20 protein-coding genes are annotated in these 18765 nt (G+C 55.6%); 1 reads left to right on the top strand and 19 read right to left on the bottom strand.

All coding sequences use genetic code 11. The annotated features are described in order from the left end of the window. Positions 1–3 precede the first annotated feature (3 nt). The 5 genes from pflB to VF684_RS10760 form a co-directional block, all read right to left on the bottom strand. Complete coding sequence (gene pflB / locus VF684_RS10780) at positions 4–2298, bottom strand: formate C-acetyltransferase (protein WP_201997981.1); 2295 nt, start codon at positions 2296–2298, stop codon at positions 4–6. A gap of 44 nt (positions 2299–2342) precedes the next feature. Then, on the bottom strand, positions 2343–3551 hold the full coding sequence (gene tdcD / locus VF684_RS10775; RefSeq protein WP_139730765.1) for a propionate kinase: 1209 nt from the start codon (positions 3549–3551) through the stop codon (positions 2343–2345). Between the two features lie 206 nt (positions 3552–3757). Next, complete coding sequence (gene tdcC, locus VF684_RS10770) at positions 3758–5089, bottom strand: threonine/serine transporter TdcC (RefSeq protein WP_139440082.1); 1332 nt, start codon at positions 5087–5089, stop codon at positions 3758–3760. Between the two features lie 11 nt (positions 5090–5100). Next, complete coding sequence (gene tdcB / locus VF684_RS10765) at positions 5101–6105, bottom strand: bifunctional threonine ammonia-lyase/L-serine ammonia-lyase TdcB (protein WP_005334660.1); 1005 nt, start codon at positions 6103–6105, stop codon at positions 5101–5103. 358 nt (positions 6106–6463) lie between these two features. Continuing rightward, the gene (locus VF684_RS10760) at positions 6464–6808 is read right to left on the bottom strand and encodes a Grx4 family monothiol glutaredoxin (protein WP_005353650.1); all 345 of its coding nucleotides are present in this window, start codon (positions 6806–6808) and stop codon (positions 6464–6466) included. 288 nt (positions 6809–7096) lie between these two features. On the opposite strand from VF684_RS10760, the gene sodB reads away from it, so the two are divergent. Then, positions 7097–7681 (top strand): superoxide dismutase [Fe], encoded by a 585-nt coding sequence (sodB, locus tag VF684_RS10755; RefSeq protein WP_139440081.1) that lies wholly within the window; start codon positions 7097–7099, stop codon positions 7679–7681. A gap of 112 nt (positions 7682–7793) precedes the next feature. Here the strand turns inward: sodB and VF684_RS10750 are convergent, their stop codons facing one another. The 14 genes from VF684_RS10750 to VF684_RS10685 all read right to left on the bottom strand — a co-directional run bounded on the left by VF684_RS10750 (position 7794) and on the right by VF684_RS10685 (position 18764). Then, on the bottom strand, positions 7794–8606 hold the full coding sequence (locus VF684_RS10750; RefSeq protein ID WP_005334673.1) for an MlaA family lipoprotein: 813 nt from the start codon (positions 8604–8606) through the stop codon (positions 7794–7796). A gap of 85 nt (positions 8607–8691) precedes the next feature. Continuing rightward, complete coding sequence (gene ccmI, locus VF684_RS10745; RefSeq protein WP_139730764.1) at positions 8692–9960, bottom strand: c-type cytochrome biogenesis protein CcmI; 1269 nt, start codon at positions 9958–9960, stop codon at positions 8692–8694. Next, complete coding sequence (locus tag VF684_RS10740) at positions 9957–10436, bottom strand: cytochrome c-type biogenesis protein (RefSeq protein ID WP_017788562.1); 480 nt, start codon at positions 10434–10436, stop codon at positions 9957–9959. The genes ccmI and VF684_RS10740 overlap by 4 nt, the downstream gene beginning before the upstream one ends. A gap of 11 nt (positions 10437–10447) precedes the next feature. After that, complete coding sequence (locus tag VF684_RS10735) at positions 10448–10978, bottom strand: DsbE family thiol:disulfide interchange protein (RefSeq protein ID WP_139440079.1); 531 nt, start codon at positions 10976–10978, stop codon at positions 10448–10450. Next, a complete protein-coding gene (locus tag VF684_RS10730) occupies positions 10975–12930 on the bottom strand; it encodes a heme lyase CcmF/NrfE family subunit (protein WP_139440078.1) in 1956 nt (651 codons plus the stop codon). Before VF684_RS10730 ends, VF684_RS10735 begins: the two co-directional genes overlap by 4 nt. A gap of 82 nt (positions 12931–13012) precedes the next feature. Next, positions 13013–13504, bottom strand: a complete 492-nt coding sequence (gene ccmE / locus VF684_RS10725; RefSeq protein ID WP_005334685.1) for a cytochrome c maturation protein CcmE — start codon at positions 13502–13504, stop codon at positions 13013–13015. Continuing rightward, positions 13501–13707: a heme exporter protein CcmD gene (gene ccmD / locus VF684_RS10720; protein ID WP_005353657.1), complete on the bottom strand. Its 207-nt coding sequence runs from the start codon at positions 13705–13707 to the stop codon at positions 13501–13503. The genes ccmE and ccmD overlap by 4 nt, the downstream gene beginning before the upstream one ends. Before the next feature lie 2 nt (positions 13708–13709). After that, positions 13710–14450, bottom strand: coding sequence for a heme ABC transporter permease (locus VF684_RS10715; RefSeq protein ID WP_376899947.1), 741 nt, complete (start codon positions 14448–14450; stop codon positions 13710–13712). 170 nt (positions 14451–14620) lie between these two features. Continuing rightward, complete coding sequence (gene ccmB, locus VF684_RS10710) at positions 14621–15289, bottom strand: heme exporter protein CcmB (RefSeq protein WP_139440076.1); 669 nt, start codon at positions 15287–15289, stop codon at positions 14621–14623. A gap of 4 nt (positions 15290–15293) precedes the next feature. Next, positions 15294–15938: a cytochrome c biogenesis heme-transporting ATPase CcmA gene (gene ccmA / locus VF684_RS10705; RefSeq protein WP_139440075.1), complete on the bottom strand. Its 645-nt coding sequence runs from the start codon at positions 15936–15938 to the stop codon at positions 15294–15296. Positions 15939–16136: 198 nt separating this feature from the next. Next, on the bottom strand, positions 16137–16514 hold the full coding sequence (locus VF684_RS10700; RefSeq protein WP_162850469.1) for a DUF2802 domain-containing protein: 378 nt from the start codon (positions 16512–16514) through the stop codon (positions 16137–16139). 28 nt (positions 16515–16542) lie between these two features. Next, positions 16543–17031, bottom strand: a complete 489-nt coding sequence (locus VF684_RS10695; RefSeq protein WP_005298836.1) for a chemotaxis protein CheW — start codon at positions 17029–17031, stop codon at positions 16543–16545. 69 nt (positions 17032–17100) lie between these two features. Beyond that, positions 17101–17973, bottom strand: coding sequence for a chemotaxis protein CheW (locus tag VF684_RS10690; protein WP_088868756.1), 873 nt, complete (start codon positions 17971–17973; stop codon positions 17101–17103). Further along, a complete protein-coding gene (locus VF684_RS10685; protein ID WP_005353663.1) occupies positions 17970–18764 on the bottom strand; it encodes a ParA family protein in 795 nt (264 codons plus the stop codon). Before VF684_RS10685 ends, VF684_RS10690 begins: the two co-directional genes overlap by 4 nt. Position 18765 lies beyond the last annotated feature (1 nt).

The raw sequence follows: 18765 nt of genomic DNA, 5'->3' as shown, positions 1-18765 counted from the left end.
GAGTTACATCATGTTGGTGAAAGTTCTGGAGATGACGTCCTGCTGCTGCTCGCGGGTCAGGGCGTTGAAGCGCACCGCATAGCCGGAGACCCGGATAGTCAGGCTGGGGTACTTGTCCGGATTGTCGATGGCATCCAGCAGCATCTCGCGGTTCATCACGTTGACGTTGAGGTGCTGACCCCCTTCCACATCACGCTCGTGATGGAAGTAGCCATCCATCAGCCCCACCAGATTGTTCTCGCGATTGGCGGGCTCCTTGCCGAGCGCCCCCGGCACGATGGAGAAGGTGTAGGAGATCCCGTCCTTGGCATATTTGAACGGCAGCTTGGCCACCGAGGCGAGCGAAGCAACCGCCCCCTTGCGATCCCGACCGTGCATCGGGTTGGCCCCCGGCGCAAACGGCGCACCGGCGCGGCGGCCATCCGGGGTGTTACCGGTCTTCTGGCCATAGACCACGTTGGAGGTGATGGTCAGGATCGACTGGGTCGGCACCGCATTGCGGTAGGTCGGCAGCGCCTGGATCTTCTTCATGAAGCGCTCGACCAGATCGCAGGCGATGGAGTCGGCCCGCTCGTCATTGTTGCCGTACTGGGGATACTCCCCCTCAATCACAAAATCGACCGCCAGCCCGTCAGCATCGCGCACCGGCTTGACCCGGGCGTACTTGATGGCCGCCAGCGAATCGACCGCTACCGACAGACCGGCAATGCCGCAGGCCATGGTGCGATAGACGTCGCGATCGTGCAGCGCCATCAGGGAGGCCTCATAGCTGTACTTGTCGTGCATGTAGTGAATAAGGTTGAGCGCGCTGATGTACTGCACCGCCAGCCAATCCATAAAGCTGTCGAGGCTGGCCATGACGGTGTCGTAATCCAGCACCTCGTCCATGATGGGCGCCACTTTCGGGCCAACCTGGATCTTCAGCTTCTCGTCCACCCCGCCGTTGATGCAATAGAGCAGGGTCTTGGCGAGGTTGGCGCGGGCACCGAAGAACTGCATCTGCTTGCCGATCACCATGGGGCTCACGCAGCAGGCGATGGCGTAATCATCGCTCTCGAAGTCGGTGCGCATCAGATCATCGTTCTCATACTGCAGGGATGAGGTATCGATGGAGACGCGGGCCGCATAGGTCTTGAAGGCCCGTGGTAGCCCTTCCGCCCAGAGGATGGTGAGGTTGGGCTCGGGCGCCGGCCCCATGGTCTTGAGGGTGTGGAGGTAGCGGAAGGCGTTCTTGGTCACCAGAGTACGGCCATCCAGCCCCATGCCACCGATCACCTCGGTCGCCCAGATGGGATCGCCGGAGAAGAGGGAGTCAAACTCGGGGGTACGCAGGAAGCGCACCATGCGGATCTTCATGATGAAGTGATCGACCAGCTCCTGAGCATCCTGCTCGCTGATGAGCCCCGCCTTTAGATCCCGCTCGATATAGATGTCGAGGAAGGTGGCGGTACGACCGAGGGACATGGCCCCGCCATTTTGCGACTTCACCGCCGCCAGATAGGCAAAGTAGAGCCACTGGACTGCCTGCTGCGCCGTGCGCGCCGGCCCGGAGATGTCAAAGCCATAGCTGGCCGCCATCTGCTTGATCTGCACCAGTGCCCGCTTGTGCTCGGCCAGCTCCTCGCGCTGACGGATCACCTGCTCCAGATTCTCGCCACGCTCGAGGGCCGGTTGCAGATCGGCAAACTGCAGCTCCCGCTCATGGATTAGATAATCTATGCCATAGAGCGCGACCCGACGATAATCTCCGATAATGCGACCACGGCCGTAACCATCCGGCAAACCGGTCAAAATTCCCGATTTTCGGCAGCGCAACATCTCGGGAGAGTAGACGTCGAACACGCCCTGGTTATGGGTTTTGCGCAATTCGCTGAAGGTATATTCAAATTCGGGATCCATCTCCCGGCCATATGCTTCAAAAGAGCTGCGGATCATATTTACGCCGCCAAACGGGTGCAGCGCTCTTTTAAGGGGCTTGTCGGTTTGCAGGCCAACAATCTTTTCCAGCCCCTGCTCGATATAACCCGGCCCGTGGGCGGTGATTGTGGTGGCAATATTGGTATCAAAATCAACAGGCGCGTGGGTGGCATTCTCGATGCGGATCCCCTCCATCACCTTGTTCCATAAAGTGGTGGTCGCTTCGGTTGCATCTGCTAAAAACTGTTCGTCACCTTCATAGGGGGTGTAGTTCTGCTGGATAAAATCACGGACGTTGATCTCGTGCTTCCAGTTTTCACCGGCAAACCCTTGCCATGCCTGACGGAATTTATCCTGATCCAATTGCATATCAACTTTCATCAAATAAACCTCATTCACTACTCATGACACTACAGTGGAAGATGTCAGACGCACTCGGCCTGACGAACCAGCTGCCCCAGACGAATGGCATCCAGCGCGATCATTTTCTCTTCATTGGTGGGAATAACCGCCGCCAGCACCATGGACTCTGCCGCCGAAATAACCCGGCAACCCTCGCTATTGGGACGCTGGTTAAACGGCTCGCTGATCGCTACGCCAAATACCTGAAGTCGTTCGCATACCAGCTTTCTGATAAAGGCCGAGTTTTCGCCGATCCCGCCGGTGAAGATAACGGCATCCAGCCGGCGCAATGAGGTGGCATGGCCGCCGATATGGCGGGCAATACGATGGACAAAAGCGTGAATGGCCAATTTTGCCCCGGGATGTCCTTCGTGATAGGCAGCTTCCAATACCCGCATATCCGAGGAGAGCCCCGAAATACCCAGCAGGCCGGATTGCTTGTTCAATACCCGCTCGATATCCTCGATGGATTGGCCGGTCTTGCTGGCGATATAGGCCAGCGCGCCAAAATCGATATCGCCGCTGCGGCTGCCCATGATCAACCCCTCCAGCGGCGTCATCCCCATCGAGGTATCAACGCTCTTGCCATCCTGTACCGCACAAATAGAGGCGCCATTGCCCAGATGGGCAATAACCAGACCGGCATGCTGCTCATCCAGCCCCATGAATACGCAGGCCTGCTCGGCCACATAGCGATGGGAGGTGCCATGGAAGCCATAGCGGCGCACGCCGTAATCCTGCAGATATTGGTAAGGCAGTGCGTAGATATAGGCTTCCGGCTTCAGGGTCTGATGAAAGCCGGTATCAAATACCGCAATCTGGGGCTGGTCGGGAAATAGCTGGCGGGCGGCCATCACGCCGCTCAAATTGGCGTGGTTGTGCAGCGGGGCCAAGGGTGACACCTGCTTGATTTTCGCCAATACATGTTCATCAATAATCACGGCTTCACTAAATTCACTACCACCATGAGCAATTCGATGACCCACCAGTGCAATGGCATCCAGCAGATCCCGTTTTTTCAATTCCGCCGCGATGGCAGCCAATGCACAGGTGTGGTTATTTTCAGCTAATGACATTGCGGGCTCTTTACCCACTTGCAATTGGGGATGGGCTGTCTCAATACCATCCGCTATACCGTAGATCACCACCTCGCAGGTTTTACTATCCAGTACCGAGAATTTTACCGACGAAGAGCCGCAATTGATAACCAGAACCAACGAATCAAACTTCATTACATCGCCTCGATATTTATGATGTCGAGTCACTGCAGTCAGAGCATCTTTGCCAATGTGTTTGGTGGTCAAACAATGGATAGCCTTGCCCTAGGCCCAAATAATTGGGCCAACGAAGAACCGGTTATTGCGCGCTTCTGACTGCGCCATGCAGACCCTGCCAAAGGGTCAGGGTCTGAATGGCTGATGACTTGCAGAAAAGGTTTTCAGAACAGCTTGGAAACAATATTCAGGATGGTCAGCACACCGATGATGGTGACAAACAGGTTGCTGGCCTGACCTTTATATTTTGCCAGTGCCGGGGTCTTGCTCACCGCATACATCGGCAGCAGGCAGAGCAGAGAGGCGATAATTGGCGCACCCATTGCTTCAATCAGGTCAAGGATGTTGGGGTTCACATAAGCGACCAGCCAGGTGGAGCCCATGATGAACAACATACTGATCATGTTCAGCTTTTTCAAAGAGACCTTGTTCTTGTCACCTTGATAGCCAAAGCGGAGGATCAGACCATTCAACCCTTCCAGCGTCCCCAGATAGTGGCCGAAGAAGGATTTGAAGATGGCAACCAGCGCAATAATGGACGCCGCATACTCCAAAGTGGTGGCAAACGCAGACTTGCTGCCCGTCATTGAGGAGAAGTGGTTGGCCAGATAGGAGAGCACCGGAATGTTCTGGGCTTTGGCTTCCGCCATATTTTGCGGTGACAGGGTAAAGAGGCAGCTGAAGGCAAAGAACATCACCACGGCCACCATCAGCATGCTGGCACCGGAGATAATCTTCGAGCAGCGCTTCTCGGTAAAATCACGACCGAACTCCTGCTCATACTCTTCCCGTTTGGAGACGATGAAAGAGGAGACAATCGGCGAGAAGTTAAAGGAGAAGACCATGATGGAGATCCCCAGCCAGACGGTAACCAGAATACCATCGTGACCAAACATCGATATCTCGCTCAGATTGACCTGATCAAAGACGGCACTGTTCCAGTACGGGACGAGGGAGAGAGAGATAACGATCAGACTGGCAATAAAGGGAAAGACCAGATAGCTCATCACCTTGACCATCAGATCTTTACCGAAGTAGATCACGAATGCCATCAACATCAACAATGCCAGTGCAACCACACCTCGATTAAGCGGAACCAACTGTAGTTGATGCTCCCAAAATGCCATAAAGGTATTGGTGATCGTCACACCATATATCCACAGCAGTGGGCAGATGGCAAAGAAATAGAGGAAGGTAATTACTACTCCACCCATTTTGCCAAAATGCTCTTCAACGGTCTCGGTAATATTTGCCGATGGATTACTGCCAGAAAGACATAATCTGGCTAACGCTCTGTGGCAATAAAATGCAATGGGGTAAGCCAGCACCAGCATGATTAATATTGGGATCAGGCCACCATATCCGGCCCGGATTGGAAAGAACAAGACACCCGCCCCGATAGCAGTACCGAACAGACCTAATCCCCATGTGGTATCCGATTTACGCCATGCACGCGTATTCTCTTTACTGCCGGTGACAACACTGTCTAATATCATGGCTGCATTCCTTACAGGCTAAATTGACGAATATTGTTCTGTTCGATAATTTCGGCGATCCGGGTAAGATCAATATTGCCACCCGAAATAATGCTGACGGTCTTTTTACCTTCGACATAATGTTTCAGCTTGCCACTGAGCAGCGCTGCCGAGGCCAGAGCTCCCGCCCCTTCGGTAATCACCTTGTTGCGCTGAATAAGGTCAACCATGCTATGACGAATATCATCCTCGGTGACCAGTACAATATCATCCACCAATTGTTTGACGATTTCGAAGGTCAGTGAACCGGGTCTTGCCACATCACAGCCATCGGCCAGCGTGCTGCTGGTTCTGTGATTGGTCATGGTACCGGCATAGAAAGAGGCCGCCATACCGTGCACATTCTCGGATTGCACACCAATCACCTTGATAGTCGGATTAATAGATTTGATAGCCATGGCAACACCGGCAATCAAACCACCGCCACCGATCGGCACTATGATGTTATCGACATCATACAAATCTTCGATAATTTCCAGGCCAATGGTGCCCTGGCCGGCAATCACTTTTGCATCGTCGAAGGGGGGGATAAATACGCGGCCTTCCATCTCCACGATTTCGCTGACTTTGGCAATGGTGTCATTGAAGCTATTTCCATGGAGGATCACTTTGGCTGAATAGTCACTGGTTGCAGCAATTTTTGATTTGGGGGCACAGCAAGGCATGACCACCTTGGCATCAATTCCCAACATAGCACTGGAGAGTGATACACCTTGGGCATGATTGCCCGCCGAGCAGGCGACAACACCTTTTTGTCGGTCTTCCAGACTTAATGAACTGAGTTTGTTGAAGGCGCCACGAATTTTAAAAGAGCCTGTACGTTGCATGTTTTCAAGCTTGAGGTAAACCTCGCCATGGCAACGTTCGCTGATGTAGTTAGAGGGTAGTTGCGCGGTCTTGTATATATGATTGGTCAGTCTTTTTTTGGCTTCAGTAATATCATGAAGACCAATGGGCAGATTGCTATACATCTTCATCGCAAATCTCTTTTTATTTATTAATTTGTAGGGTTTGATTTCACAGGACGAAGCGATACTAGGTTCTATCACTTGCAATTAATGTGAGCATAAACACAAAAAAATCTACAAAAAGACTGCGTTACGGTGAAATTATCAAAAAATGTGATGGCAGCAACACTTGAATCCAAATGGATTAAAAAAAGTAATCAGATATTGGAAAATAATATAATTAACAACTCCAAAACAAAGCCGTAAAGATTAGATTTTTCAGGGCAATTGCGTTGCTTTTGCAACCGGCAATCAGTTGCTTGCCTGCCAGAACCGGGACAATAAAAAAGGGAGCCTATAAGGCTCCCTCTCGACAACACAGAACCGATTACTCAGCTGCAGCATCATCTTTCTTGTACTTGGCAGCAGTCTCTTTGATCAGAGCCTGCAACTCGCCAGCCTGGAACATCTCGATCATGATGTCACAGCCACCGATCAGCTCACCTTCAACCCACAGTTGGGGGAAGGTCGGCCAGTTGGCGAATTTTGGCAATTCGGCGCGGATATCCGGATTCTGCAGGATATCAACGTAGGCAAACGGCTCGCCGCAGGACATCAGAGCCTGGGAGGCCTGGGCAGAGAAGCCACAGCTGGGTAGCTTGGGGGAGCCCTTCATGTAGATGATGATGGGGTTGTCAGCCAGCTGCTGCTTAATCTTTTCAATAGTTTCCATAGGTGCCTCACTAGAGCGATTTCGGCGGCCATTCTACTGCAATCTTGCCCGAGCACAAACTGACAAAGGGGTGACCCGGCTCGAATTGTGCAAAGAACCCACACAGGATTGATCGCGATCATGGCGCCAATCAAGAGTTGTTAGGCCATCTTTGATACTGCTACAATCCCTTGGCTTTGGGCTACCCAGCCCCATCATTTTAAAAACAACTCTTTTCACATATAGAAAAGAGTACGCAATGTCTTGCAACCGTCGCCTTCGCACGGTCCAGCCAATGGAGAGTAGAAAATGGCATTCGAACTTCCCGCTCTGCCCTATGCAATCAACGCTCTGGAACCGCACATCTCCCAGGAAACTCTGGAATATCACCACGGCAAGCACCACAACACCTACGTGGTCAACCTGAACAATCTGGTGCCGGGAACCGAGTTTGAAGGCAAGTCTCTGGAAGAGATCATCAAGACCTCCAACGGCGGCATCTTCAACAACGCCGCCCAGATCTGGAACCACACCTTCTACTGGCACTGCCTCACCCCGAATGGCGGTGGCGAGCCGACTGGCGCCCTGGCTGATGCCATCAACAAGGCATTTGGCTCCTTCGCCGAGTTCAAAGATGCCTTCACCAAATCTGCCATCGGCAACTTCGGTTCCAGCTGGACTTGGCTGGTGAAGAAAGCTGACGGCTCTCTGGCTATCGTCAACACCTCCAACGCTGGCTGCCCGCTGACTGAAGCCGGTACCACCCCGCTGCTGACCGTTGACCTGTGGGAGCACGCCTACTACATCGACTTCCGCAACCTGCGTCCGAAGTACATGGAAACCTTCTGGGCTCTGGTTAACTGGGAATTCGTGGCCAAGAATCTGGCTGCCTAATCAGCCTCGCTTGCCAAAACGCCCCGCACTGCGGGGCGTTTTTTTATCTCGATATGGCTGCGTAAATGAATAAGGCGCCCGCAGGCGCCTTTTACATATCGAGATGACCCGCTTACTGATCCAGCTCGTCCATGTATTCATCCAGATTGGCATCGTCAGCCTGCTCTTGCTGAGACGCTTTCAGCTCGGTCTGCTTACCCGTCACCTTGCCCTGGTTATATTGCAGGTAGAAATCCTTGGTCAGCGCATAAGGATCGAGTGAGTTGTCGATGATCCGCTCCTGATCGATCAGCTTGGCACGTGTGCCCAAGCCATCCAGTGCCCAGTGTGCGACCTTCATCGGGAAGGTCAACAGGGCATAGGGGAAGTAGAAGCTGTCAATCGCATCGCCAACCAGCTCCCGGGTGGTAGTCGGGCCGTAGACAGGCACCATGATGTAGGCACCATTACCGATATCGGCCCTGCCCAGCACTGTGTCCATCTCCAGCTTGTTACGCTCAAGACCGGCATGTTTGGCCACATCGAAGATACCCAGCAGACCGACCGTGGTGTTGAGGGTAAAGCGCCCCAGGTTGGTGCCCGCCCCCTTCAAATCGCCGGTGATCAGATGGTTCACCATGCTGCTTGGCTCATCAAAGTTGGCAACAAAGTTGGCAATGCCATCCTTCACCCCGACCGGAATGTAGCGGGCATAGGCATGTACCACAGGACGTGCCACATAGGGCTCCAGCACATCATAGTTGACCGCCCACATGGCCCGGTTGGCTCCCTGGAAGGGATCGCGCGGATCGGCCGCCGTACTGGTGGCACCCGGATTATTCATGCCGGGATTGAGATCCAGACTCTCTGGGCCAGGCTTGGGTGGGCCACCGGCACAGCCAGCCAGCAAGAGGGCTGCCAGTATGGCCCCTGAACGAAGATACATATGATTGTCCTGACGTTTTATTTTGATTTATCAGAAGTATAGATAACCCGGCTCCTATCCAGGAGCCGGGTTATCCAAAGGCATATTAGAGGGCGTGATCGATACGGATGTCAATCGGAGCAGCAGGGATCTCGGCCGTCTTGACCGGCACGGATACCCCTTCGAAGGCTCCTTCCTTGTTCATCACATTGCCACCGCGCGAGAGACGTGCCTTGAACTGCAGCTCCGGATAGGCCGCCAGCTTGCTGCCTTCCATCATGGCATCGCCATCCCCTAGTGACAGGGTAACTGGCAGGGTTGGCCCTGCGATACGCTTCACGGCGATGGGCATGGGCGGCCCGTTGGGCACCACGGCAAAGACGAAGAGATGGGCATCTTCCGGCATCTGAATGCCCGCCGCCAACGTGACGTGGATGGGGAATTCCCCCTCCTTCACCGCCAGCGGTTGTCCCTCAACTGTGCCCGCTTTGGCTGCGCCTGAATTCGTCACCTCGATGCCGCGCTGCTTGAGCTGCGCGCGGGCATACTCCATGGAGCGCTCGACCATCACGTAACGAGGAGTGCCTTTCTCGATGAGTGGCAACATCGCCTGCCAGCGAGCCAGCGCGGTCTGGAAGTCCTCTTTTTGCAGCGCCATAAAGGCATAGACGGAACGCGCTTCAATATTGTCCGGATCCTGCGCGATAGCAGCCTGCAACAGGGCATCCGCTTGCGCCTCATCCCCCGTCATCATCAGCGCCTGCGCGTAGGGTACCGCCACCAGCGATTTCTGGGGAGCCAGCGTGTAGGCCCGCTCCAGCGCCTCGCTGGCCATCTCGGGATCATTGCCATCCAGCGCCAAGCGTCCCAGCAGCAGCCAGCCACGGTAGTCGTTCGGTTCATCCTTGAGGCGGGTACGCAGTGCCAGCGTGAAATCCAGCAGATCCTGCTCGGTCACCTGGGCATCGCGTTCCACCAGAATACGGTTGCTCAGCTCGCCAAGACGGCTGCTGGCATCTTGCCAGCGACTCACCTCTTGCCAGGAGCCCAACTTGTAGTAGAGCCCCAGACTCACCACCAACAGCACCAGCACACCCGGGATCCAGATCAGACTCTTGCCACTGCGGGCAGTCTGCTCCACATCGGGAATATCATCCAAGAGGCTTCGTTGCAGCTCGACCAGCGAGTCGGACTCCTCAGCCAAGACACCCTGCTCGCGCTCTTCACCAATCTCCAGCAGCCGCTGGCGATAGAGCTGTTTGTTGAGCGCCGAGCGACTGATGCTCTGTTTGCCTTCACCACGCCACAGCGGCACGACGAGCGCCAGACTCACCAGCACCAGCAAGCCCGCAATCACTATCCAAAAAGCGGTCATTGTTTCTCTTCCTCTTTGAGCAGCTCGGCCAGTCGGCGCTGCTCCTCCTCGCTCAAGGCGTTATCCAGTTGTTTTTTCACCGCAGGGGGCCGGCGGCTGCGCATCACGACCACGGCGCCACCGATCAGGATCACCAGCAGCGGGCCGAGCCAGAGGATCAGAGTGGAGGCCATCAGGGGCGGGTTATAGAGGATAAAGTTGCCGTAACGGGCCACCATGTAATCCACGATCTCCTCTTTATCCTTGCCCTCGCGCACCATCTGGTAGGTCTTGTCGCGCAAGTCCTTGGCTAGCCCCGCATTGGAGTCGGCGATATCCTGGTTCTGGCACTTGGGGCAGCGCAGCTCCTTGGTCAGTTCGCGAAAGACCTGCTCCTGATTGTCGTTGTCGAAGGTGTAGACATCGATAGCGGCCATGGCCGGCGCTTGTACCACCCATCCCAGCAACAGCAGCAGGGAAGCAATAAATACTCTCATCAAGACTCCCCTCACTTCATGGCATCAAAGATGGGTTTGAGGGTCGACGCCCAGTTCTCGAGGTTGATATCCCCCACGTGGCGATACCGGATGATCCCATTGCTGTCGATAAAGAAGGTCTCCGGCGCGCCATATACCCCGAGATCCAGCCCCAGCATGCCGTCCGGATCATAGAGGTTGACCTGATAGGGGTTGCCCAGCTCCGCCAGCCACTTGATCGCCTTGTCGCGCTCATCCTTGTAGTTCATGCCGATGATGGGAATACCCTGCCCCGCCAGCTGTTTGAGGTAGGTGTGCTCGCCGTAGCAGGTGGGGCACCAGGTGGCCCAAACGTTGAGCAACATGGGGCGACCGGTCAGGATACTGCGATCGTGCTGTTTGTTCAGATCGTAAATGTCCTGCAGGGTGAACACCGGTACCTCTTTGCCCACCATCACGGACTCAAGCTTGGTGGGATCGGAGTAGAGCCCTTTGAACAGGAACACAGCCCCCAGCAAAAAGACGATAAAGGGGATTAAAAACAACCAGGTCTTTTTGTTCATGCCTTGGCCTCCTCCTCACGACGGCCGAAACGGTAACGCTTGTCGAGCATCGCCAGCACGCCACCAATGGCCATAAAGACGCCGCCGAACCAGATCCAGCGCACGAACGGCTTGTAGTAGATCCGCACCGCCCAAGCACCGTTGTCGAGCTGTTCCCCCAGCGCCGCATAGAGATCGCGGGTGATACCGGCATCGATGGCCGCTTCAGTCATCGGCATCCGGCTCACCTTGTACATCCGCTTCTCGGGCTTGAGCAGGGCGACCTGCTTGCCATTGCGGTGCACTTCCAGCACGCCCTTGAAGCCATCGTAGTTGGGGCCGTTCTTCTCTTTTATCCCGGCAAAGACGAACTCGTAATCGGCAAAGTGCACCCGATCACCCGCCTGCATCCGCAGATCCTTCTCGATGCTGTAATTCTGGGTGCAGGCGATACCTATGATGCTGACAGCCAGCCCCACGTGGCCGAGGATCATGGCCCAGTGGCTGTTGCCAAGCTTGCGCACACCGACTGCAAAGCTGTGCTTGTGGGTCGCTCGCGCCCAGGTCTCCTGCACGCTGGTGACGATGATCCAGGCGCCCAGACCAATCCCTACCGCCGCCCACGGCTTGAAGGTTTCGGCAAAGAGCAGCGGCAACAGCAAGGCTGCGGCCAGACTCAGCACCAGTGCCAAGACCACCTTGCCTTTGAGTTCCCCCAGCTCCTGACGACGCCAGCGAAACAGCGGGCCAACCCCCAGCAGCAGGGCAAACGGGATGATCAGCCAGCTGTAGATGTGGTTGAAGAAGGGAGTACCGATAGAGATGCTCCCCAGCCCCAGCTCCTTGTGCACCAGCGGCAGCAAGGTACCGAGCAGCACGGTCAGCAGACCCGCCACCAGCATGATGTTGTTGCAAAGCAGCAAGGTCTCGCGGCTCCACAGCTCGTGTTTGCCGTGGCTCTTCACCTGCGAGCCTTTAAAGGCAAACAGCAGCAAGGATGAACCGATCACCGCCAGCAGGAAGCCGAGAATAAACAGGCCGCGGGTCGGGTCGGAGGCAAACGCATGGACCGATACCAGCACGCCGGAGCGCACCAGGAAGGTACCCAGCAGGCTCAACGAGAAGGCTGAGAGGGCCAGCAGCACGGTCCACGCCTTGAAAGTGGCGCGCTTCTCGCTCACTGCAAGCGAGTGCAGCAGAGCGGTGCCCGCGAGCCAAGGCATAAACGAGGCGTTTTCTACCGGATCCCAGAACCACCAGCCGCCCCAACCGAGCTCGTAGTAGGCCCACCAGGAGCCGAGCACTATGCCGAGGGTCAGGAATACCCAGGCCGCCATGGTCCAGGGGCGCGACCAGCGAGCCCAGGTCGCATCGAGACGGCCGGTCATCAGCGAAGCAATGGCAAAAGCAAACGCCACCGAGAAACCCACATAACCCATGTAGAGCATCGGCGGATGGAAGATAAGACCCGGATCCTGCAGCAGTGGATTGAGGTCACGACCATCTACCGGGAAATAGGGCAAGGTGCGGGTGAAGGGATCGGAGGTGAACAGCACGAAGGCAGTGAAGCCGACCGAGATCAGCCCCAACACGCCGAGTACCCGCGCGACAGCATCGAGCGGCAGACGGCGGCTGAACATGGCCACCGCCGCAGTCCAGCCACCCAGGGTCAGTACCCACAGCAGCAGGGAACCTTCGTGGGCGCCCCATACGGCGGAAATGCGATAAGCGAGCGGCAGCAGGCTATTGGAGTTAGTGGCCACATACTGCACGGTGAAGTCGTTATCGATAAAGGCCCAGGTCAGGCAGAGAAACGACAGCAGCAGCAGCAAGAACTGGGCATAAGCGAGCGGACGGGCCGCCGACATCATGCCAAGACGCCCCCAACTGGCGCCCAGTAGTGGGTAGCTCCCCAGCAGCAGGGCAGTGGCAAAGGCCAGGATCAGCGCAAACTGACCTAATTCCGGGATCATGAAGGCATTCCTTTCAATTGAACGGTGACAACAGCCGCACCACGCACGGCAGGCAAAGCGGAAAAGGCAAACACCAGAGGGATCACTGCTTGGCTCCCTTCAACTGCGCCTCGGTATACTCCGGCTTGAAGTGCATGCCGTTGGTGGCATCGGCCACTTCCGGCGGCATGTAGTTCTCATCGTGCTTGGCCAGCACCTCGAACGCCTCTACGGTCGTGGCATCCTTGAGGGTGCCCTGGGCAACAATCCCCTGCCCTTCACGGAACAGATCCGGCAGGATGCCGTCAAACTCGACCTTCACCAAATGACCGCCGTTATCCACCAGCTTGAAGGCAACCTTGAGGCTCTGGGGATCCCGCTGTACCGACCCCGGCACGACCAACCCACCGATGCGCAGGCGCTGTCCCTCTTCCGGCTTGATCTTGTCCGGCCCCTTCCCCTCCACCAGCTCGCTCGGGGTGTAGAAGAGGTCGATATTCTGACTGAGGGCGTAGAGCACCAGCCCGCTGACGGTCGCCAGACCCAGGGTGATGGCAAGAATGATGGTGAGGCGTTTTTTGCGTCTCGGGTTCATAGGGTGTTCTCCATCTGCTGGGCCGCCTTGCGACGGGCCTCACGCGCCTGTTTGCTGCGCAACTCGGCGAGCAAGCTGCGGGTTTTCATGCGGGTAGAAATGATGATGCCGACCAGACACACCAGCGTCAGGCCAAATGAGAGCCAGACATAGAAGGCGTAACCGCCCATCGCCATAAAATCACTGAAAGACGCAAAGTGCATGCTTACTTCTCCTGCTCTGCAATCTCTTTGACCCAGGGGCGATGCCACTCCCGCATCAAGAGTTCATTGCGAAAACGCATCAGGGTCAGGGCACCGAGAAACGCGGCAAACGCGAGAATCATGATCAGCAGCGGCCAGAGCATCTCGGGTGAAATGGAGGGTTTGTCAAATTTGGTGATGGTGGCCCCCTGATGCAGGGTGTTCCACCACTCCACCGAGTAGTGAATGATCGGCAGATTAATCACCCCAACCAGTGCCAGAATGCCGGCCGCACGGCCAGCGATCACCTTGTCGCTGAAGGCGTTGTAGAGAGCAATCACGCCGAGGTAGAGAAACAGCAGGATCAGTTCAGAGGTGAGCCGTGCATCCCACACCCACCAGGTTCCCCACATGGGTTTGCCCCAGGCGGCACCGGTAAAGAGGGCAATAAAGGTAAATACGGCGCCGACCGGCGCAATGGCTGCAACCGTCATGTCCGCCATCCGCAGCTGCCACACCAGGCCGATAAAGGCGGCCACCGCCATGGTGGAGTAGGCCCCCATGGAGAGAATGGCGGAAGGCACGTGGATATAGATGATCCGGAACGAATCTCCCTGCTGGTAATCCGCTGGCGCAAACGCGAGGCCCCAGACAATACCGATCACAAACGAGAGCAGACTAATCACCGCAAACCAGGGCAACAGCGTGCCTGCCAGCTGATAGGCACGCTCCGGTTTGGCATAAGGGTGCAACCATTTCCACATAGCTCACAAAACCTTTTTGTTATTAATCGTTTGGCGAGGCCTACCATACCGACCGCAGGGCAGCATCAAATACCCCGAAAGCAATAAGCGGCACTCTACTTGATCCATCGCAACATTATTTTTTGTAAAAAGACTCCGTTCGGAGCCAAATCCGGTTCAGCTCACGGCCATCAGTTGAGGCTGACCCGCAACGCCGCCGACACAGCCAGCGGTGTCAGTGTCAGAGCCCCCACCAGCATGGCGGCCAGAATGGCAAGCTGCCCGCCATAGGGCAAGCTCATCCCCGCGGCATCGATGGCTGAGGTGGCAAAAATCAGTACCGGAATATAGAGCGGCAGGATCAGCAGACTGAGCAGAACCCCGCCTTTGCGCAGTCCCACCGTCAACGCGACCCCGACCGCGCCGAGCAGGCTCAATACAGGAGTGCCCAGTGCCAGCGTCGCGACGACAGCCAGATAGGTGTTCATATCCAGCGACAGCAAAATCGCCAGCAAGGGAGAGATCAGCAGCAGCGGCAAGCCGGTCAGCAGCCAGTGAGCGACCACTTTCGCCAGCGCCAGCAAGCCCAGCGGGTGCGGCATCAGCATCATCTGCTCCAGCGCGCCATCGGCAAAGTCGTCGCGAAACAGCCGCTCCAGCGACAACATGGCCGCCAATAGCGCCGCCACCCAGATAATCCCCGGGGCAATACGGGCCAGCAGTTTGGGCTCCGGGCCAATGCCTAACGGAAACAGGGTGATGACGATGAGGAAAAACCAGAGCGGATTGAGAATATCGGAACGCTGGCGCAGAGCCATCAGCAGTTCACGGTGAATAAGGTGAATAACAGCGCGCAACATGGCGTTACTCCTGCAATGTCGAGGCGAAGGGGGTCAACGAGATAGTCTTCAGCCGTCCCTGCATCAGGGTCAGATCCTGATGGGTGGTGAGGATCACCATGCCGCCCCGCTCGGCGTGGGCCAGAAAGAGCTGTTCGAGCACCTTGACCCCCTGCTTGTCGATAGCGGTAAAGGGCTCATCGAGGATCCAGAGTGCCGCTTTTTGTGACAGCCAGAGTCTGGCCAGAGCCACCCGGCGTTGCTGACCGGCAGAGAGTTGCCCGGTCGGGTTCTCTTCAAACCCGGCAAGCCCTACCCGGGCCAATATCAGCCACAAGTCAGTCTCTGTTTGCTGCGGGTGATGCAACTGCTGGTAGAACTTCAGGTTTTCAAAAGGGGTCAGCGCCGCTTTGACGCCCGGCTGATGGCCGAGATAGAGCAGATTGGCATGATACTCATCACGACAGTGACGAATATTCTCCCCATTCCAGCACACCTCACCGGCAAACGGCTGCGACAGCCCGGTCAACAGCCGCAACAGGCTGGTCTTGCCGACCCCGTTGGGCCCTTCAATTTGCACCAGATCGCCGGGTGCAACAGAGAAAGAGAGGTGTTCAAACAGAGTGCGATCTTCGCGCACGCAGCTCAGATTGTTAACTTGAAGCAGCATGGGGATTTTTTCAGAGAAAATGAAGCGGTCTGCATCTTAACACAGTATTGGAATACGTCTTTTCAAAGATGCAACAATTGAACTGACTGGCGACCGGGATCACAAAGAAAATGCGGTAGAAACCATCCGCTCAACGCAGCTGGGGGACAAGCGGCTGCACGCCATAAAATTCAGGAAGGCAATTGCCTTCCTGAATCATCAAGAGCGACCTTTTCGCAACGATATCAAGAGCTCAGCCTCTGCCTTTGGCAACTCGCACTCACTCATGACTTCATCAAGATCGGCGCCCAGTTCGACCATCTTTGCCGCTCGGCTGTAGAGCCTGCGTTCGGGATCCTGCATGGTCAGCTCTTGCTGGCGCTCATTGACCTGCTGCATCGCCCCTTCCACCGACTGCAGACGCTGCCCCATGCCAATGGCACCGGAATGGAGTTCCATCATCTGCTTGCGCAAGCTTTCCAACTGACCTTGCAGCGTTGCCACACTGGCCTCGGACTCCTGCTTGCTGCGCTTGCTCTTGAACCAGATATAAGAGGCAAACGCCAAGGCAATCAGGGACATCCCCAAGGCAACCATCTCGATTATCAAAACATCACCTTACTTATCAGAGGGAACCGATATCTTCCCACTCTTCATCGGAGAGCAGCTTGTTCAAGTCAACCAGGATCAGCAGTTGCCCATCGCGGTTGCTCACCCCCTGAATAAACTTGGCGCTCTCTTCAGTACCGACCGCAGGTGCCGCATCGATCTCGGAAGAGCGCAGATAAACCACTTCTGCCACGCTGTCGACCATGATGCCAATCACCTGCTTCTCGGCCTCGATGATCACGATCCTAGAGTTTTCACTCACATCACCGGAAGGCAGACCGAAACGGGAACGGGTATCGATGACAGTCACCACATTGCCACGCAGGTTGATGATCCCCAGTACGTACTCAGGCGCACCCGGCACCGGTGCAATTTCGGTGTAGCGCAACACCTCCTGAACCTGCATCACATTGATGCCGTAGGTTTCGTTTTCCAGTTGGAAGGTTACCCATTGCAGCACTTCATCTTCGGCCAGATTCTGTGCAATATTGCGCTTTTCTGTCATGTTTTTATTCCTTTTATGAAAACGTCTACTGCTAAAACTAGCAATAAAACAGCTCGATTGCAGAAGTTATCAGCGACCTTCTATGTTAACCCCACGCTCCAGCAACAGGAGCAGTTCGCGGACGTGTAACAGGGCACACATTTTTTCTTTGACCATGCCCGCCAACCAGGGGCGCTTGCCCTCCTGATGGCGCCATTTCACTTGGTCACGGTGTAACAATTCAGTCCCTTTGAGATGATGGCAGGCTAATCCCCACGGCGATTCACCAAGCATAATCAGATACTTGTAATCATCCATCTCAAGATGCTGACCCGGCATGACCCACTGGGCAGTATCGACCACATTCATCTTCTGCTCGCGAGAGGTCATGATCCCCTTGTACCAGCCAGGCTGGCCAAACAGGGAGGTGATCTCGCCCAGCTGATGAATACCACCCAGCTCGGTCAACGGCACCGCAAACGTCACGCCCGCGACTTCAAAGAAAAGGGCCTGAAACTCTTTACCGGTATCGATATTTTCCCAGGTAACAGGTTCACTGGCCTCGACCGGAGCAACCTCCAGCGCTGTCTCGGTCAGGATAGTAGTATGGGGCTCCGCAACCTCGGGGAGCAGCACCTCCGCAGGCCACTCAGGCTCCACCGGCAACAGTGACTCCTCCGCCACAATCTCCAGCGGTGCGGTGAGTGTTATCTCCTGAGTGAAGGCGTCATTCTCAAACTGGACTTGTCCCACCTGAGCTAATAGCTCACCGAGCTGGGCAAGCCGTGGATCGCTTTCGAGGTATGGTGCGGCGACTACCTCGGGGACGCTTTGGGGCTGACGTTGCAACTGTAAAACAGGGGCAGATTGAACCTCTTCCACCTCATCCAGCACCAGTGGCTCATCGAGCAGCAGGGAGTGGAAATAGTCATCCATCGCCCGTACTTGAATGGTATCTCTCATGCCGTCACCTCATGAACCCGTTGCCGCTCAAGGGCATCAAGATGGTTGAGCAGCGTTTCATATGCATAGGTTCCACGACTCCCGGGAGAATAGATAGACGGGGGGATATGCAGCAAGCTGGCATCCCGAAACTTGGTATCAATAGGGATCACCGCATTCCACACCGAATCTCCATATTGATCCTTGATCGACTTCAAGGTCATCAGAGAGGCACGGGTGCGCTTGTCGAACATGGTCGGGATCACGGTATAGCGGAACTTGTCACGCTTGGAACGCTGCATGATCTCGAATGTTTTCATCATCCGCTCCAACCCCTTGAGGGCCAGAAATTCTGTCTGGACAGGCACCAGAATGCGATCGCAGGCAGCCAGCGCGTTGACCATCATCACCCCCAGTACTGGCGGGCAATCGATCAGCACGTAATCATATTGCTCCTGAATGCGCAGCAGTGCCCGCTTCAGTACCAGTCCCATCCCCTCACGATTGCCCATCACCCGATCAAGGGTCGCCAAGGTAATAGATGCTGGCAGTAAGTTGATATTTTCGAACTTGGTCTTGAGCGTCAGTTTATTGACAAGCTCGGCTGTCGGTTTGACAGCTTGAAACAACTCATAGAGGGTTCCATCCAGGCGATCTGAATCAAAATCAAGATATGCAGTCAGCGAAGCATGGGGATCGGTATCAATCAACAGCACCCGCTGGCCACGCTGGGCCAGGATCCCCGCAAGCGAGACCACTGTGGTGGTTTTACCCACACCACCTTTCTGGTTGGCAACCGTCCAAACAATCACT

Origin of the sequence: Aeromonas sp. Lyrl_2, assembly GCF_051948815.1 — a bacterium.
GTDB lineage: Bacteria > Pseudomonadota > Gammaproteobacteria > Enterobacterales > Aeromonadaceae > Aeromonas > Aeromonas veronii.
This window is presented reverse-complemented; position numbering and strand designations above follow the sequence as displayed.

Bases quoted from the DNA above. Each gene is read 5' to 3' on its own strand.
- ccmD (WP_005353657.1), bottom strand. From the start codon at position 13,707: ATGCACTTTGCGTCTTTCAGTGATTTTATGGCGATGGGCGGTTACGCC.
- ccmI (WP_139730764.1), bottom strand. From the start codon at position 9,960: ATGACCGCTTTTTGGATAGTGATTGCGGGCTTGCTGGTGCTGGTGAGT.
- ccmB (WP_139440076.1), bottom strand. From the start codon at position 15,289: ATGTTGCGCGCTGTTATTCACCTTATTCACCGTGAACTGCTGATGGCT.
- VF684_RS10700 (WP_162850469.1), bottom strand. From the start codon at position 16,514: ATGGTTGCCTTGGGGATGTCCCTGATTGCCTTGGCGTTTGCCTCTTAT.
- pflB (WP_201997981.1), bottom strand. From the start codon at position 2,298: ATGAAAGTTGATATGCAATTGGATCAGGATAAATTCCGTCAGGCATGG.
- sodB (WP_139440081.1), top strand. From the start codon at position 7,097: ATGGCATTCGAACTTCCCGCTCTGCCCTATGCAATCAACGCTCTGGAA.
- VF684_RS10750 (WP_005334673.1), bottom strand. From the start codon at position 8,606: ATGTATCTTCGTTCAGGGGCCATACTGGCAGCCCTCTTGCTGGCTGGC.
- VF684_RS10730 (WP_139440078.1), bottom strand. From the start codon at position 12,930: ATGATCCCGGAATTAGGTCAGTTTGCGCTGATCCTGGCCTTTGCCACT.
- VF684_RS10695 (WP_005298836.1), bottom strand. From the start codon at position 17,031: ATGACAGAAAAGCGCAATATTGCACAGAATCTGGCCGAAGATGAAGTG.
- ccmA (WP_139440075.1), bottom strand. From the start codon at position 15,938: ATGCTGCTTCAAGTTAACAATCTGAGCTGCGTGCGCGAAGATCGCACT.
- ccmE (WP_005334685.1), bottom strand. From the start codon at position 13,504: ATGAACCCGAGACGCAAAAAACGCCTCACCATCATTCTTGCCATCACC.
- VF684_RS10740 (WP_017788562.1), bottom strand. From the start codon at position 10,436: ATGAGAGTATTTATTGCTTCCCTGCTGCTGTTGCTGGGATGGGTGGTA.
- VF684_RS10715 (WP_376899947.1), bottom strand. From the start codon at position 14,450: ATGTGGAAATGGTTGCACCCTTATGCCAAACCGGAGCGTGCCTATCAG.
- tdcC (WP_139440082.1), bottom strand. From the start codon at position 5,089: ATGATATTAGACAGTGTTGTCACCGGCAGTAAAGAGAATACGCGTGCA.
- VF684_RS10690 (WP_088868756.1), bottom strand. From the start codon at position 17,973: ATGAGAGATACCATTCAAGTACGGGCGATGGATGACTATTTCCACTCC.
- tdcD (WP_139730765.1), bottom strand. From the start codon at position 3,551: ATGAAGTTTGATTCGTTGGTTCTGGTTATCAATTGCGGCTCTTCGTCG.
- VF684_RS10760 (WP_005353650.1), bottom strand. From the start codon at position 6,808: ATGGAAACTATTGAAAAGATTAAGCAGCAGCTGGCTGACAACCCCATC.
- tdcB (WP_005334660.1), bottom strand. From the start codon at position 6,105: ATGAAGATGTATAGCAATCTGCCCATTGGTCTTCATGATATTACTGAA.
- VF684_RS10735 (WP_139440079.1), bottom strand. From the start codon at position 10,978: ATGAACAAAAAGACCTGGTTGTTTTTAATCCCCTTTATCGTCTTTTTG.